12 protein-coding genes and 1 tRNA gene are annotated in these 15,554 nt (G+C 68.1%); 2 read left to right on the forward strand and 11 right to left on the reverse strand.

Annotation, left to right across the window (positions count from 1 at the left end; all coding sequences use genetic code 11):
• Positions 1–86: 86 nt before the first annotated feature.
• The 4 genes from clpX to AC1RRW_RS04560 form a co-directional block, all read right to left on the reverse strand.
• Positions 87–1,355 carry an ATP-dependent Clp protease ATP-binding subunit ClpX gene (gene clpX, locus AC1RRW_RS04545; protein WP_492899338.1) on the reverse strand — a complete coding sequence of 423 codons (1,269 nt, stop codon included), beginning with the start codon at positions 1,353–1,355 and terminating at the stop codon, positions 87–89.
• Positions 1,356–1,636: 281 nt separating this feature from the next.
• The gene (locus AC1RRW_RS04550) at positions 1,637–2,272 is read right to left on the reverse strand and encodes an ATP-dependent Clp protease proteolytic subunit (protein ID WP_492899339.1); all 636 of its coding nucleotides are present in this window, start codon (positions 2,270–2,272) and stop codon (positions 1,637–1,639) included.
• Positions 2,273–2,446: 174 nt separating this feature from the next.
• A complete protein-coding gene (gene tig, locus AC1RRW_RS04555) occupies positions 2,447–3,865 on the reverse strand; it encodes a trigger factor (RefSeq protein ID WP_492899340.1) in 1,419 nt (472 codons plus the stop codon).
• An 85-nt stretch (positions 3,866–3,950) separates the two neighbouring features.
• Positions 3,951–4,035 (reverse strand) — tRNA-Leu (locus AC1RRW_RS04560).
• A gap of 200 nt (positions 4,036–4,235) precedes the next feature.
• Here AC1RRW_RS04560 and AC1RRW_RS04565 point away from each other — a divergent pair.
• On the forward strand, positions 4,236–5,678 hold the full coding sequence (locus AC1RRW_RS04565) for a multicopper oxidase family protein (RefSeq protein ID WP_492899341.1): 1,443 nt from the start codon (positions 4,236–4,238) through the stop codon (positions 5,676–5,678).
• Positions 5,675–6,124, forward strand: coding sequence for a DoxX family protein (locus AC1RRW_RS04570; protein WP_492899342.1), 450 nt, complete (start codon positions 5,675–5,677; stop codon positions 6,122–6,124). The genes AC1RRW_RS04565 and AC1RRW_RS04570 overlap by 4 nt, the downstream gene beginning before the upstream one ends.
• Here AC1RRW_RS04570 and AC1RRW_RS04575 read toward each other — a convergent pair.
• The 7 genes from AC1RRW_RS04575 to AC1RRW_RS04605 all read right to left on the reverse strand — a co-directional run bounded on the left by AC1RRW_RS04575 (position 6,039) and on the right by AC1RRW_RS04605 (position 15,489).
• Positions 6,039–7,469, reverse strand: coding sequence for an amidase (locus AC1RRW_RS04575; protein ID WP_492899343.1), 1,431 nt, complete (start codon positions 7,467–7,469; stop codon positions 6,039–6,041). The genes AC1RRW_RS04570 and AC1RRW_RS04575 overlap by 86 nt on opposite strands.
• Before the next feature lie 37 nt (positions 7,470–7,506).
• Positions 7,507–8,235, reverse strand: coding sequence for a bifunctional nicotinamidase/pyrazinamidase (pncA, locus tag AC1RRW_RS04580; protein WP_492899344.1), 729 nt, complete (start codon positions 8,233–8,235; stop codon positions 7,507–7,509).
• A 60-nt stretch (positions 8,236–8,295) separates the two neighbouring features.
• A complete protein-coding gene (locus AC1RRW_RS04585) occupies positions 8,296–9,018 on the reverse strand; it encodes an FkbM family methyltransferase (protein ID WP_492899345.1) in 723 nt (240 codons plus the stop codon).
• Between the two features lie 135 nt (positions 9,019–9,153).
• On the reverse strand, positions 9,154–12,633 hold the full coding sequence (gene dnaE / locus AC1RRW_RS04590; RefSeq protein ID WP_492899346.1) for a DNA polymerase III subunit alpha: 3,480 nt from the start codon (positions 12,631–12,633) through the stop codon (positions 9,154–9,156).
• Between the two features lie 42 nt (positions 12,634–12,675).
• Entirely contained in the window at positions 12,676–13,044 is a 369-nt protein-coding gene (locus AC1RRW_RS04595; protein ID WP_492899347.1) for a helix-turn-helix domain-containing protein, read from the reverse strand.
• A 446-nt stretch (positions 13,045–13,490) separates the two neighbouring features.
• The gene (locus tag AC1RRW_RS04600; RefSeq protein WP_492899348.1) at positions 13,491–14,180 is read right to left on the reverse strand and encodes an ABC transporter ATP-binding protein; all 690 of its coding nucleotides are present in this window, start codon (positions 14,178–14,180) and stop codon (positions 13,491–13,493) included.
• Between the two features lie 7 nt (positions 14,181–14,187).
• On the reverse strand, positions 14,188–15,489 hold the full coding sequence (locus AC1RRW_RS04605) for a lipoprotein-releasing ABC transporter permease subunit (protein ID WP_492899349.1): 1,302 nt from the start codon (positions 15,487–15,489) through the stop codon (positions 14,188–14,190).
• Positions 15,490–15,554 lie beyond the last annotated feature (65 nt).

Consider the following 15,554-nt stretch of genomic DNA (forward strand, 5'->3'; position numbering starts at 1 on the left):
CGCCAGGCCGGCCGCCGCCCGGGCGGCGAACGCAAGACGCGCGCCAGAGGCGCGCGTCCGGCAATGCGACGGTCGGCGATCGCGTCTCAGGCCGAGGCGGATTTCACCTCGTCGTCGCGCTCGGAATAGATGAAGAGCGGGCGCGACTTCGATTCGACGGCCTCGGGACCGATTACGACCTGCTCGACGCCTTCCAGCCCCGGCAGCTCGTACATCGTCTCGAGCAGGATGCCTTCCATGATCGAGCGCAGGCCGCGCGCGCCGGTCTTGCGGTCGATCGCCTTGCGGGCGATCAGGCTCACCGCCTCGTCGGTGAAGGTGAGTTCGGTGTCCTCCATCTCGAACAGGCGCTGATACTGCTTCACCAGCGCGTTCTTCGGCTCGGTCAGGATGGTCTTGAGCGCCGCCTCGTCGAGGTCCTCGAGCGTCGCCAGCACCGGCAGGCGGCCGACGAATTCCGGGATCAGGCCGAACTTCAGCAGATCCTCGGGCTCGACCTCGCGGAAGATCGCGCCGCTGCGGCGCTCGTCGGGCGCCTTCACGGTCGCGCCGAAGCCGATCGAGGTGCCCTTGCCGCGGCCCGAGATGATCTTGTCGAGGCCGGCGAAGGCGCCCCCGCAGATGAACAGGATGTTGGTGGTGTCGACCTGCAGGAACTCCTGCTGCGGATGCTTGCGCCCGCCCTGCGGCGGCACGGAGGCGACGGTGCCTTCCATGATCTTGAGCAGCGCCTGCTGCACGCCCTCGCCCGAGACGTCCCGCGTGATCGAGGGGTTGTCGGACTTGCGCGAGATCTTGTCGATCTCGTCGATGTAGACGATGCCGCGCTGCGCCCGCTCGACATTGTAGTCCGACGCCTGGAGCAGCTTCAGGATGATGTTCTCGACATCCTCGCCGACATAGCCGGCCTCGGTCAGCGTCGTCGCGTCGGCCATGGTGAAGGGCACGTCGAGGATGCGCGCCAGCGTCTGCGCGAGCAGCGTCTTGCCCGAGCCGGTCGGCCCGATCAGCAGGATGTTCGACTTCGCCAGCTCGACGTCGTTGTGCTTCGTCGCGTGGGAGAGCCGCTTGTAGTGGTTGTGGACCGCGACCGAGAGCACCTTCTTGGCGTGGTCCTGACCGATGACGTAGTCGTCGAGCACCTTGCGGATCTCGCGCGGCGTCGGCACGCCGTCCTTCGACTTCACCAGCGCGGATTTCGACTCCTCGCGGATGATGTCCATGCAGAGCTCGACGCATTCGTCGCAGATGAACACGGTCGGGCCCGCGATCAGCTTGCGCACCTCGTGCTGGCTCTTGCCGCAGAAGGAGCAGTAGAGCGTGCTCTTCGAATCGCCGCTGCTGACCTTACTCATCATCCATCTCCATTCCGGGAGCCGGCATCCACATCAGCCGGGGCGGATGCAACCGTCGTCTCTCCGTCATAATAGCCGCCGAGATCACGATCATTCGGTTAACGCTCGATCCGGCGCGTCCGAACCCAGCCTGACCCAAAACCGGACTTTTTGGCGGCGTCGCTGCGCTCGCTCGATTCCCCATGCAAACATGGGGCCGGATGTCATGCAATATGGCCCTTCCCGGAGCCCGCGCCAACCCACAGGCAACGGGTTCTCGCGCCGCGGGCCGGCATCCCGCCTCAGGCCGCCGCGGGAGCCGCGTCTTCGGGCCGCTTGTCGATGACCTTGTCGATCAGCCCGAAGTCGCGCGCGGCCTCGGCGGTCATGAAGTTGTCGCGCTCCAGCGCCGCCTCGATGTCCTCGTAGCTGCGGCCGGTATGTCTGACATAGATCTCGTTCAGGCGGCGCTTCAGGCTCTCGACCTCGCGGGCATGGATCAGGATGTCGGTGACCTGGCCCTGGAAGCCGCCGGAGGGCTGGTGGACCATGATGCGGGCGTTGGGCAGCGCGAAGCGCATGTCCTTGGCGCCGGCGGTCAGCAGCAGCGAGCCCATCGAGGCGGCCTGGCCGACGCAGAGCGTCGTCACCGGGCAGCGGATGAACTGCATCGTGTCGTAGATCGACATGCCGGACGTCACCACGCCGCCGGGCGAGTTGATGTAGAAGGAGATTTCCTTCTTCGGGTTCTCGGCCTCGAGGAACAGCAGCTGCGCCACGATCAGCGAGGCGGAATGGTCCTCGACCGGCCCGGTCAGGAAGATGATGCGCTCGCGCAGCAGGCGCGAATAGATGTCGAAGGCGCGCTCGCCCCGGCTCGATTGCTCGACCACCATCGGGACGAGATTGTTGTAGGTCTCGATCGGATCGCGAAGCATGGAGGATGTCCCTGGGTGGCGGCGCCGGAATCGGGCGCGAGATAGACGATAAGAAGAATCAGGCGGGCTTGCGGAGACCACCCACATAAGCACGGCGAAGCCGGCTGAAAAGGGAAACGCCGCCGGGCGGGAAGCCCGGCGGCGCGAATATCGCGGTTAAGGTTTCCGGGGCGCTCAGGCGGACGCGTCGTCGGCCTTCTTGGTCTTCCTGGCGGCCTTTTTCGGCTTCGCCCCGGCCTCCGCCTCGTCGCTGTCCTCGTCGGCGTAGAGCGCCTCGCGGGTGACGCTCTCGTCGGCAACCTTCACCTGCTCCAGCAGGTGGTCGACGACCTTCTCCTCGAAGATCGGCGCGCGGATCTCGGCCAGCGCCTGCGGGTTCTTGCGGTAGAACTCCCAGACCTGCTTCTCCTGACCGGGGAACTGGCGGGCGCGCTCGACCAGCGCCTGCGTCACCTCGTCGTCGGAGATCTGGACCTTGGCCTGCTCGCCGATCTCGGCCAGCACGAGGCCGAGCCGCACGCGGCGCTCGGCGATCCTGCGGTATTCGGCCTTGGCCGCCTCCTCGGTCGTGTTCTCGTCCTCGAAGCTCTTCTTGGCTTCCTTCATGTCGACCTCGACCTGGCTCCAGACCGAGCCGAACTCCTGTTCGACCAGCGTCGGCGGCAGCTCGAAGGTGTATTTGGCGTCGAGCGCGTCGAGCAGGCTCTTCTTGAGCTTGCGGCGCGACTGCGCCCCGAAATCGCGGCCGATCTGCTCGCGGATCGCGCCCTTCAGCGAATCGAGCGATTCCATCCCGAAGGCCTTGGCGAGCTCCTCGTCGATCGTGACGGGCTCGGGCGCCTGCACCTCGGTCACGGTGACCTCGAACTCGGCCGGCTTCCCGGCGAGATGGGTCGCGGTGTAGTTCTCCGGAAAGGTGACCTTGACCGTGCGCGTGTCGCCGGCCTTTGCGCCTTCGAGCTGCTCCTCGAAGCCGGGGATGAACTGGCCGGCGCCGAGATCGAGCGGGATGCCCTCGCCCGTGCCGCCGTCGAAGGGCTTGCCTTCCAGCGTACCGACGAAGGAGATGATCAGCCGGTCGCCCTTGGCGGCCTTGGCCTTCTCGCCCTTGCTGGAGAAGCTGCGGTTCTGGCCGGCCATGCGCTCCAGCGCGGCGTCGACATCGGCGTCGGGCACCTGCGCGACCGGCTTGGTCAGGGACACGTCCGACAGGTCGGCGAGCTCGATCTTGGGCAGCACCTCGAGCGCGACGGTGAAGGCGAGATCGCCCTTGGCCTCCATCGCGGCCTCGATCTCGTCCTTGTTCTCGGGGAACTTGATCTGAGGCTCGAAGGCGAGCTTCAGGCCGTTGTCGCTGACGATCTTCTGGTTGGCCTCGTTGACCGCGTTCTGCAGCACGTCGGCCATGACCGAGCGGCCATAGAGCCGGCGCAGATGCGCCACCGGCACCTTGCCGGGACGGAAGCCGTTGATCCTGGCCTTCCCCTGCAGGCCCTGGAGGCCGTCATCGAGACGGGTCTTCAGGTCGGCGGCGTTCAGCACCACCTGGAATTCGCGCTTGAGGCCCTGCGAGAGGGTTTCGGTCACGTTCATCGTTTCGATCCGTCAAAAGGTCTCGTCTTCAAATGTCCAAAGCGCGACGCCGGGTGACGGCCGCCGCGCTCGCGAAATCCGGATATGGTGCGGGCGGAGGGACTCGAACCCCCACGACTCTCGCCGCTGGTACCTAAAACCAGTGCGTCTACCAGTTCCGCCACGCCCGCCGACCCGCCGCGCCACGCCCGCGAAACGCAGGCCCCGGCATCATAGGGCGCCGGTGCTATACGCATTTCGGCCGGGGCATGCAGCAAAAAAATGCGACGGATTTGCGAAACGGGCCGCCTCGGAGACGCGGCGGCGGGTGTCGGGCGACCCGCGACGCAGGCCCTCGCCAGATCGCGACGCAGACCTTATGCCTGCGCTCATGACCGATCACCGCCTCGACGCGCCTGTCCGCCCGACCCGCCGCGCCATCCTCGCCGGGCTCGGCTCCACCGTGCTGACGCTGTCGGACGAGGCCGCCGGCCAGCCGGCGCCGTCGGTTCGCTCGACCGTTCCAGCCGATGAGGCGCCCGTGCGCCCGCTCGTCGCCGCTCCCGGCAAGGCCAGACTGCGGCCGGCGCCCGCCGGCGAGACCGAGATCCTGATGCTGAACGGCGCGACGCCCGCTCCGGTCCCGCGGATCAGGCAGGGCGAGACGCTGCGCGTGAGGCTGGAAAACCGCACGGCGCTGCCGCTCGCCTTGCACTGGCACGGTCTGCGCGGCGGCGAGGCCGCGATGGACGGCGTCGGCGGCTTCAGTCAGCCGCCGGTCGCGCCCGGCGCGAGCTTCGACTACCGCCTGACCCCGCCCGATTCCGGCACGCTGCTCTACCGCGCCATGGTGCTGGGCGGCTCGTCCGAGCCCTCCGGACGCGGCCTTGCCGGGATGCTGGTGGTCGAGGAGGCGACGCCGCTGCCGGTCGATCTCGATCTGCCGGTGCTGGTCGGCGACTGGCTGCTCGGCGACGACCATGCGATCCGGTCCTTCGCGGTCCAGAGCGAGGCCAATGCGGCGGCGGGCCGCCTCGGAAGCTGGCTCACCGTCAATGGCTTAGCCCCGCCGCAGCGCGTCGCGGTCAGGCCGGGCAGCCGCGTGCGGCTGCGCCTCGCCAACGCCTGCAACGCCCGGATCATGCGGCTGCGCTTCGACGGGGTGAAGGCCCATGTGATCGCCGTCGACGGCCAGCCGACCGACGCCTTCGAGCCAGTCCGCGCCCAGCTCCCCTTCGCGCCGGGCTCGCGCTACGACCTCGTCGTCGACCTGCCGGAGGAAGCCGGCCAGGTCGCGAGCGTCACCGCGCTGATCGGCGCGGGCGTGCCGCTGGTCCGGCTGGTCGCCGAGGGCGAGAAGAAAGCCGCCGCGTCCGAGCCGGCCGCGCTCAGGCCCAACCAGGCCTTGCCCGCCGCCGTCCGCCTCCAGGACGCCAGCCGCCCCGAGATCGTGATCGAGGGCGGCGCGAAGCTGGCGGCCGGGCAGAGGCCCGACTTCGCCGGGCTCGACCTCGCAAAACCCTGGCGGCTCAACGGCGGCACGGGCGACCTCGCCAGGCCGTTGTTCAGCGTCAAACGCGGCACGCCGATCGTGCTCGCGATCGACAACCGCACGGCCTTCCTCCAGCCGATCCACGTCCATGGCCATTCGTTCCGGCTGCTGCACCCGCTCGACGACGGCTGGGAGCCCTATTTCCTCGACACGGTGCAGATTCCCGAAGGCAAGCGGCTGCACATCGCCTTCATCGCCGAGAACCCCGGCAAATGGCTGATTTCGTCCTCGGTGCTGGAGCGCTTCGACCTCGGCCTGTGGACCTGGTTCGAGGTGACATGAGCGGCCGGAGCATCATGCGCTGGCTGATGGCGGCGTTCTACCTCGCCGCCGGCATCGCGCATCTGCGTTCGCCAGACGCCTTCCTGCCGATCATGCCCGGATGGGTGCCGGCCCCGCGCGAGGTGATCCTCGCCACCGGCGTCGCCGAACTGGCGGGCGCGCTCGGGCTGCTCGTGCCGCGGCTGCGCAAGGCGGCCGGCATCGGCCTGGCGCTCTACGCGCTCTGCGTCTGGCCGGCCAACATCAAGCATGCGCTCGAAGGCATTGTCATTCCGTCGCTTCCGACGAGCTGGTGGTATCACGGCCCACGGATCGCCTTCCAGCCCGTGCTGATCTGGTGGGCGCTCTATGTGGGCGGCGTCATCGACTGGCCGTGGCGGCGTGGTCCGCTTCGATCGCCCGCCCAAGGACGAACAATGTCGGCTCGGCGAACGGACGGGCCATGAGGTCGAGGCCGACAGGCAAGGCCAGCTCCTGATCCAGCACCCACCCGGCCGGCACGTTCAAGGCCGGCCAGCCCAGCACGGAGGCGAGAACGCCGTTCCTTTCGGGCCGCGAAGGCTCGTCTATCCGCAGCGCCGGCCGCTGCTGGGCCGGATAGGCGAAGGCGTCGATGCGATGCCTGGCGGCCAGATCGGTCATGAAGTCGGCCATCGCGGCGACGGCCGCCCATTTCGCCTGATAGCTGCGGCTCGCGGCCGGATCGGGCGTCGCCATGGCCGTGTCGATCAACCCTGCCATGGTCGCGGCAGGCCAGCGCCCGTCCGCGACATAGGCCGCCATGTCGGGTATCGGGACCAGGCCGGCGCGGGCCGACAGCCAGTCGTTGAAGGCGCTCTGGAATTCACAGGCGTGCAAGGCGAGATCCGCATAAAGGCGGACCGAATCAAAGATCGGGTCGGCGATCTCCACGAGCGTGACGCCAGCCAAGCGAAGCCGCTGCAAGACCGTCTCGAGAACCTCGTTGATCGCGCGATGCTCGGCGGCGGCCCCGAACAGCGGCCTCAGGACGCCCACTCTCAACCCCGCGACCTGCGGCCACGCACCGGGCTCCAGCCGGTCCGCATCGTAACTGGCGAAGCCAGCCGCCGGCTGAGCTCCGCCGTTGGCTTCGAGCATGGCTCGGAACACGATCGCCACGTCATCGACGCCGGCGGCAAGCGGCCCGACGACATCCATCGTCGGCGACACCGGGATGACGCCAGATCGGCAGATCAGGCCGCGCGTCGGCCGTAGTCCTGCGACGCCGCAGACATGGGCGGGGTTCCGGATCGAATTGACGGTTTCCGTTCCCAGCGCGAAAGCGCATGCGCCGATGGCGACCGCGACCGCCGAGCCACCGGAAGAGCCTGCGGGTGTTCGTCCGGGATCGAACGGGTTGAGGGTCCGGCCGCCGAGCGAACTCAATGTGCTGCCGGCGCCGGCCAGTTCGTCGAGATTGGTCTTGCCGATGACCAGCGCCCCGGCCGCCTTCAACCCGGCGACGACGGCCGCGTCGGCTTGCGGAACATATCCTGCGAGCGCCACGGCCCCGCCCGTCGTTTCGATCCCCGCCGTCTCGATATTGTCCTTGATCGCGACCGGAATGCCGTGAAGCGGGAGATATTCGCCGGCGCGGAGCCGGGCATCGAGCGCTCTGGCGTCCTCGCGGATGCTCGGATTCAGTCGAATGAAGGCATTCAGCGAGCGGTGCTTCTCTTCCTGCGCCAGGCAGTGCTTCGCGAGCGCCTCGCAGGAGATCGATCCGCTTCGCAGGCGTTCGAGCAAAAGGCGAATGCGGAGTGGATTCATCGCAGGATCGAAGTGAGGCAGGATGGGTGGCCGCCGATCACCCTGGCAATTCGCTCGCCTTGATCCGCTTCACCCCGAGCGCCGCCATGTCGGCCCAGGCCTTGTCGAGCGAGCCGTTGAGATCGATCGCGCGGCAGGCTTCCTCGACGACCAGCGTCTGCAAGCCGGCCTTGGCCGCGTCCTGCGCCGTCCAGCTCACGCAGAAATCGGTCGCGAGCCCGACGACCACGGCCCGCGTCACGCCGCGCTCCTTGAGATAGCCGCCGAGCCCGGTCGGCGTCTTGCGGTCGGCCTCCAGGAAGCCGGAATAGCTGTCGATCTGCGGCCGGTAGCCCTTGCGGATGATGGTCTGCGCCGTCGGCAGATCGAGATCGGCGCGGAATTCCGCACCTTTGGTCCCCTGGATGCAATGGTCCGGCCAGAGCACCTGCGGGCCATAGGGCATCTGGATCAGCTCGAACGGCTTCTTGCCGGGATGGCTCGTGGCGAAGGAGGAGTGCCCGGCCGGATGCCAGTCCTGCGTCAGCACGATGTTGGAAAAGCGTTTTCCAAGCGCGTTGATGACGGCGACGACCTCGTCTCCCTTCGTCACGGCGAGGCTGCCGCCCGGACAGAAATCGTTCTGCACGTCGACGACGATGAGCGCGGTCGCGGCGTCGATCATCGGTCTCTCCTGGGCTCGCAGGGGTCGGGTCGCGGCAGCGGCGGTCAGCACGCTCGCGCCGGCGATGAGATCGCGTCTGTCAAGGGTGAAGCGGCTGGTCATGGCATGCCTCCGCGTTGATGAGCCGGCACCTTGCAGGAAGACATGAGCGTGTGGAAGTGGCTACGCGCTCGCCGCGCGCGTCATCCGCGTCACGCCCTTTCGCGCCGCGAACATCCGGCCATAGACGTCGCCGGCTAGGTCGGGCCGATAGCAGCTTTGCCCGAGCAGCGGATCCCAGGCATGTTCGACGGTGTCGATCAGCTCGAAATCGGCCTTCAGCCGCGCCGCGAGCTGGTCGCGATTCCTGCGGTTCTGGTATTCCAGCAGCACGAGCGAGGTCTTCGACAGGTCGATCGCGTCGAGCACGTCGCCCTCCCCGCCCTCGATGTCGATCTTCACCACGTCCGCCGAGGGCAGGCTCGCCGGATCGACCAGCGCGACCTCGTAGCGCTCGAGCATCGCGCCGGTCACGAAGGTATCGCCGGCATAGGAGGCGAGGCCGGATTCGCCGTCCCCGGCGAAGCGGCTGACGAAGCTCGCCGTCGCCGCGCCGCCGGGAAAGACCGCGGCGTTGACCGGCACGATGTCGCGGCGCTGATGCGTGTTGCGCTTCAGCAGCGCGAAGGTGCCGGGATGCGGCTCGTAGGAGGTGACGACGCTGCCGGGCCAGCGCGCCGTCGCCCAGAGCGCGAAGGAGCCGACATTCGCGCCGATGTCGAGGATGTCGAGGCCGACGCCGTCGAATCCCGTCTCGTACTCGCCCTCCAGAACGTCCTTGATCGCCCAGTGCATCGCGTCCGGCACGGCAAGGCTCATCGGAATGCGCGCGACATAGTGCTTCATCTCGGCCCCCGGCGATCGTGCCCGGTCTCGTCTTGACGCGAGCCCCGGAGTCACGCCGCCGATGGAACCGCTTTCCCGGCCGATCCGCAAGCGCCGCGTCCCGGCCGCGCAAGACCGAGACGACATCGGCGTCGTTCAGCGCAGCTCGACGCTGACCACGCCGGGCGCCGCCCGGACCGCGTTGGCGATCTGCTGGTTGACCGGATAGCGGCCCGGCAATTCGATCTCGACCTCCTGCGCGCCCTCGTCGAGGATCATCACCAGCGCGATCTTGCCCTCGGCCTTGACGCCGTCGCTGCGCGGGCGCACGCGCTCGGCGATCGAGGCCAGCGCCTTGTCGTCGCGCAGATAGACCAGAAGGTCCTGCTTCTGGCGCGCGGCGAGATCGTCGAGCACCTCGACATCCTCGATGCGCGGCCTGACCTCCTCGCCGTCGAGCACGGCCGAGAGCCGCAGCACGAGCGCCCGGCCCGGCTCCAGCAGGTCGCGATGGCGCTGCAGGCCCTCCGAGAACAGGATCGCCTCGAACTGTCCGCTCGGATCGGAGAGTTGGACGATGCCCATCTTGTTGCCGGATTTTGTCCGCCGCTCCGATTTGTCGATCACCGAGACCGCCACCTTGGCGACGCCGGCGCCGTTGGCGCGCACCGTCTGGGCGAATTCGGCGAAGCGCTGCACGCGCAGCCGCTTGAGCACATGGGCGTAGTCGTCGAGCGGGTGGCCGGACAGGAAGAAACCGACCGCCTCGTGCTCGCGCCGGAGCCGCTCGGCCGGCGACCAGGGCTCGACCGGGGGAATGCGGAAGGCCTCCCGCGCCCCGCCGCCGGCGAACAGCTCGGACTGCCCGCCGAGAGCCGCCTCGCGGGTGCGGTTGGAGAGCGCCAGCATGCCGTCGATCGCCGCCATCGCGCGGGCCCGCTCCGGTTCCAGCGCATCGAGCGCCCCGGCCGCGATCAGCGCCTCGATGGTGCGGCGGTTGACCAGCCTGGTGTCGATCCGGCGCGCGAGATCGGCAAGGTCTCCGAAAGGCCCGCCCGCCTGCCGCGCGGCGACGATCGAGGCGACGGCCGCTCCGCCGACGCCCTTGATCGCGGCCAGCGCGTAGTGGATCGCGCCCTCGGCCACGTCGAACTCGACGCCGGAGCGGTTGATCGCCGGCGGCAGCACGGTGATGCCCATGCGCTCGGCGTCGCGCCGGAATTCCGAGAGCTTGTCGGTGTTGCCCATGTCGAGCGTCATCGACGCGGCCATGAACTCGACCGGGAAATTCGCCTTCAGATAGGCGGTCTGGAAGGCGACGATCGCATAGGCCGCGGCATGGCTCTTGTTGAAGCCGTAATCGGCGAATTTCGCCAGGAGGTCGAAGATCTCGGACGCGACGTCCTTCCTGATGCCGCCCTCGATCGCGCCGCGCACGAAGCGGTCGCGCTGGGCGTCCATCTCCGCCTTGATCTTCTTGCCCATGGCGCGGCGCAGCAGGTCCGCCTCGCCGAGCGAATAGCCCGACAGCGCCTGCGCCACCTGCATCACCTGCTCCTGGTAGACGATGATGCCATGCGTTTCGGCCAGGATCGGCTCCATCTTGGGGTGGAGATAGCTCGGCTCCTCGAGTCCGAGCTTGCGGCGGCAATAGCTCGGGATGTTGTCCATCGGACCCGGCCGGTAGAGCGCCACCAGCGCGATCAGATCCTCGATCCGGTCTGCCTTCATCTCGACCAGCGCGCGCCGCATGCCCGCGCTTTCCACCTGGAACACGCCGACCACCTCGCCGCGCGCCAGCATCTCGTAGCTCTTGGGGTCGTCGAAGGGCAGGCTCGCCAGATCGACGGCGATGTTGCGCTGAGCGATCAGTTTTACCGCCGTGGTCAGCGTCGTCAGCGTCTTGAGGCCGAGGAAGTCGAACTTCACCAGCCCCGCCTGCTCGACCCACTTCATGTTGAACTGGGTCACGCGCATGCCGGTGCGCGGATCGACCGAGAGCGCGACCAGTTCCTCCAGCGGCCGGTCGCCGATGACGACGCCCGCCGCATGGGTCGAGGCGTGGCGGTGCAGCCCTTCGAGCTTCTGGCCGATCTCCAGCAGGCGCGCGACGACCTGATCCTCCCCGGCCGCCTGCTGCAGCTTCGGCTCGCCCTTGATCGCGTCGACCAGCGAGATCGGCTTGGCCGGATTCTGCGGCACGAGCTTGGTCAGCTTGTCGACCTGGCCGTAGGGCATCTCCAGCACCCGGCCGACATCGCGCAGCACGCCGCGCGCCAGCAAGGTGCCGAAGGTGATGATCTGCGCCACGCGCTCCCTGCCGTAGCGCGCCTGGACGTAATCGATCACCTCCTCGCGCCGGTTCTGGCAGAAGTCGATGTCGAAATCCGGCATCGAGACGCGGTCCGGATTGAGGAAGCGCTCGAACAGCAGGCCGAAGCGCAGCGGATCGACGTCGGTGATCGTGAGCGCGTAGGCGACGAGCGAGCCCGCGCCCGAGCCGCGGCCGGGCCCGACCGGAATGTCGTGGTCCTTGGCCCATTTGATGAAGTCGGCGACGATCAGGAAATAGCCGGGATATTTCATCCGGGCGATGACCGAGAGCTCGAAATCGAGCCGCTCCTCATAGGCCGCGACCTCGAAGCCCGGCGACGGGCCGTGCTTGGCGAGCCGCGCCGCCAGCCCCGCCTTCGCCTGGAGTTCGAGCTCGACCGCCTCGTCGAGCCCGTTCTCCCCGCCGAAGCGCGGCAGGATCGGCTTGCGCAGGCCGACGCGCCAGGTGCAGCGCATCGCGATCTCGACGGTGGAGGTCAGCGCCTCGGGCAGGTCGGCGAAGCGCCGCTTCATCTCGGCGCGGCTGGCGAAATTGTGCTGCGGCGTCACCCGGCGGCGCTCGCCATCGGAAACCAGCCGCCCGGCCGCAACCGCCAGCAGCGCGTCATGGGCGTCGTAATCGGCGGGCCTGGCGAAGAACGGCTCGTTGGTCGCGACGATGGCGAGGTCGGAATCATAGGCGAGCTTCAGAAGCTGCGCCTCCAGCGCCCCCTCGCCCTCCTCGCCATGGCGCTGGATCTCGACATAGAGCCGGTCGCCGAAGATCCGGGCGAGCGTCGCGAGCCGCGCTTTCGCCTGCGCCGCCTGCCCGTTGCGCAAGGCGAGGTCGACCGGCCCGCCGGACCCGCCGGTCAGCACGATCAGGCCCTCGTGATGGGCGACAAGCCGCTCCGGCGTCGAAAGCGGCTGGCCCGAGCCGCCGCTCGCCAGGCACGCTTCGGTGACGAGCTTCATCAGGTTGCCGTAGCCGAGCTCATTCATCGCCAGCAGGACGAGGTGCGGCGCGGCCTGGTTGAGCGCGGCCTTGCGCCCGCCTTCGGCCTCGTCGGCGAAGTCGATCGAGAGTTGCACGCCGGCGATCGGCTGGATGCCGGAGCCGGCGAGTTTTTCCGAGAATTCCAGAGCGCCGAACAGGTTGTCGGTGTCGGTCAGCGCCAGCGCCGGCTGCCCGTCGGCGGCGGCCATCTTGGCGATGGTCGCGATCGTCATCGCGCCTTCGAGCAGCGAATAGCTCGAATGGACGTGCAGATGCACGAAGCCGACCTCGGACAGGCCGCGGCTCTCGCTGTCGTCCCGACCCATCGCCCGCCCTCGCCCGCCCGACTCGTCAACGCCGTCGCCGGATCATTTGCCGCCTCGACGCGCGCAGCGTCCAGCAGCCAGATGCCGCAGCCGCGGGCAGGCTGTGGACGGCTCTATCGCAGAGACCGGACCGAGATGACGCCAAGGCCGGCCTTGGAGCGCGGCCGGATCAGGATGTCGACGTCCTGATCGAGCGCCGTCAGGAACCCCATCAGTTTCGACCGAGAACCCGTACAGGCGGTAATTCACCAGCGCCGAAACCTTGGGCTGCGGCACGTTCAGGATGCGCGAGGCCTCCGCCTGTCTCAGCTTTCGGGACTTGAGAATGTCGTTCAGGGCCATGGCGAGCCGTGTCTTGGTCTGCCGTTCGGACGCATCCGGCAGGCCGAGATCGGCGAAGACATTGCCCACGCCATGATCGATCCGGCCGACATCGTCATATCTCCCTGCGACCACGGCTTGCCTGCGACGGGCTCGCGTCGTGATCAGCCTGCGCGCGCTTGAGCCGCCCGGCGATCAGAAATCGGCGGCATCCCAATCTTCAGAAAATATATCGAAACAGGTATATGCCTTCAAACTTCAAACCTTGGCCCAGCCGTCAGACTGGACCGGACGTTGCCGAGAACAGCGCCGCCCAGAGCCAGATCATGCCGAGGAACAAACCGAGCGAGGCCAGCTCCGCCAGACCCGCCGCAACCTTGCGCATCGCAACCATCGCAAACTCCTGATGTTCTTTCTATGTTCAATTTAATTCATGTTTTGTTCCCGTCAATGCCGAAACGTTAGTTCCATCCTGGACAAAGGGATGGCGGTTAACGTTTTGTGATAGGCGCCCGCGAGCGGTTAACGCGGCCGAGTCAGTCGAGCGGCACGACCAGCCCGTCGCGGATCGTCACCTGCCGGTCCATGCGGCGGGCGAGATCGAGGTTGTGGGTCGCGATCAGCGCCGCCAGCCCCGAGGCCCGCGCCAGCGCGACCAGCGTCGAGAAGACGTGCAGCGAGGTGACCGGGTCGAGATTGCCGGTGGGCTCGTCGGCCAGGAGCAGGCGCGGCGTGTTGGCGACCGCGCGGCCGATGGCGACGCGCTGCTGCTCGCCGCCCGAAAGCTCGCCCGGCAGGTGGCCGAGGCGCTCGCCGAGCCCGAGGAAGGTCAAAAGCTCCGTGCCGCGCTGTTCCGCCAGTTCGCGGTCGAGGCCGCGTATGCGCTGCGGCAGCACGACGTTCTCCAGCGCCGTGAACTCCGGCAGCAGATGGTGGAACTGGTAGACGAAGCCGATCTCGGTGCGGCGCAGCCGCGTGCGGCCCTTGTCGTCGAGCCTCGCGGTCGCCATGCCGCCGACGAAGACCTCGCCGGCGTCGGGCTTCTCGAGCAGGCCGGCGACATGCAGCAGCGTCGACTTGCCGGTGCCGCTCGGCGCGACCAGCGCGACGAGTTCGCCCGGCCAGAGCGCGAAATCCGCCTTGCGCAGGATTTCGAGCGGCGCGTCGGTCTGGGGGTAGAAGCGCTCGACCTGGGAGAGGAAGAGCGCGGGCGTCTCGCGTGCCATGATCGCCTCAACCCATCCTGAGCGCTTGCACGGGGTCGAGGCGCGCGGCCTTCCACGCCGGATAGAGCGTCGCCAGCAGCGACAGCGTCAGCGCCATCACGACGACGCTGGTCACCTCGCGCCAGTCGATCACCGAGGGAATGTCGCTGAGGAAACGCACCGTCGGGTCCCACAGATTGGCCCCGGTGATCCAGTTCAGCCCGGCCATGATCGACTTGATGTTGTTGGCGAAGACGACGCCGAGCCCCAGCCCCGCCAGCGTGCCGAAGACGCCGATCGCCGCCCCCGTGATCAGGAAGACCCGCAGCACGGTGCCGCGCGTCGCTCCCATGGTGCGCATGATCGCGATGTCGGCGGTCTTGTCCTTCACCAGCATGATCAGCCCGGAGACGATGTTCAGCGCCGCCACCAGCACGATCAGCGCCAGGATGATGAACATCACGTTCCGCTCGACCTCCAGCGCGTTGAAGAAGGTGCGGTTGCGCTGCCGCCAGTCCGACAGCACCAGCGGGCGCGGCGCGTCGGCCTCGATCGCGTCGCGCACGGCTTGAGTGCGGTCGGGATTGTCGACGAAGATCTCGATGACGTTCACGTCGCCGTCGCGGTTGAAATAGGCCTGGGCTTCGGCGAGCGGCATGAAGACGAAGGAGGCGTCGAACTCGGTCATGCCGATCTCGAAGATCGCCTGCACCGGATAGGCCTTGATCCGCGGCGCGGTGCCGAACGGCGTCGAGGCGCCGCGCGGCGAGACGATGGTGATCGATTCCCCGACCGTCAGCCCGAGCGAGTTCGCGAGCCGCTGGCCGATCGCGACGCCGCCGCCCGCATCGAAGCCGTCGAGCGCGCCGCGCCGGACATTGCCTCCGATGAAGGGGATCGCCTTGATGTCGGATTCGAGGATGCCGCGCACCAGCACGCCGCCATTGCCGGTCTGCGAGGAGGCCAGCGCCTGGCCCTCGACCAGCGGGATGGCGAGCTTGACGCCCCGCACCTTCCGCAGCCGCTCGGCCACAGCCATGTAGTCGTCGAGCGGCCGGTCGATCGGGGTGGCGAAGATGTGCCCGTTCACGCCGACGATCTTCTCCAGCAGTTCCTTGCGGAAACCGTTCATCACCGACATCACGATGATCAGCGTCGCGACGCCGAGCAGGATGCCGAGGAAGGAAAAGCCGGCGATGACCGAGACGAAGCCCTCGCGCCGCCGCGTGCGCAGGTAGCGCCCGGCGAGCAGCCATTCGAAGCCGGCGAAGGCCCTCGTGCCGGTCGGCTGCGCCCCGGCGGCGACCGGCGTGTCGACGGCGACGTTCATGGCCGCGTCTCCACACCCGACGCCCTCGTGCCGGGGAGCGCCGCGGGGGCGTCTCGAAGGATGCT

The sequence above is a fragment of the Allobosea sp. GW821-FHT12C12 genome (genome assembly GCF_058807355.1).